A 449-nucleotide genomic window follows, 5' to 3' on the forward strand; every position below is an offset into this window, starting at 1 on the left:
GGCAGATCGTGATCAGCGGCCGGGGGTGACCGCGGCGACCACCCTACGACCGGTGTCCGGGGCGGGCAACAACGCCCCCCTCACCGGGTTTTACCCAGGTGGGACCGGATGGTGTCGCGGTCGGTCCGGAGAGCCCGCTCGGTCGGGAGGTTGCCCGGGATCGCGCCGATCATCAACACTGCGGGCGGCCGAGCCGAGCAGGAGGCGCCACGTGACCGGTCCCCATCCTCTGGATCCGCTGACCGCGGACGAGATCCGCCGCGTCACCGCACTGCTGCGCCGCGAGCGTCGCGTCGCCCGTCCGCAGTGGCGGATCGCGGCGATCGAGCTGCGCGAGCCGGCGAAGGAGGTCGTGCGGGCGCACCGCCCCGGTGATCCGGTCGAGCGGGTGGCCCGGGCGATCGTGTGGGACACGAGCGACGGGTTGGCCTACGTCGCGGTGCTTTCCC

1 pseudogene is annotated in these 449 nt (G+C 73.3%); it reads left to right on the forward strand.

The window, feature by feature from the left end:
• Positions 1 to 211 precede the first annotated feature (211 nt).
• Positions 212 to 449, forward strand: a pseudogene (locus I6F37_RS39805) (hypothetical protein); the annotation flags it as partial.

Source organism: Bradyrhizobium sp. NBAIM08 (genome assembly GCF_020193935.1).
Taxonomy (GTDB): domain Bacteria; phylum Pseudomonadota; class Alphaproteobacteria; order Rhizobiales; family Xanthobacteraceae; genus Bradyrhizobium; species Bradyrhizobium yuanmingense.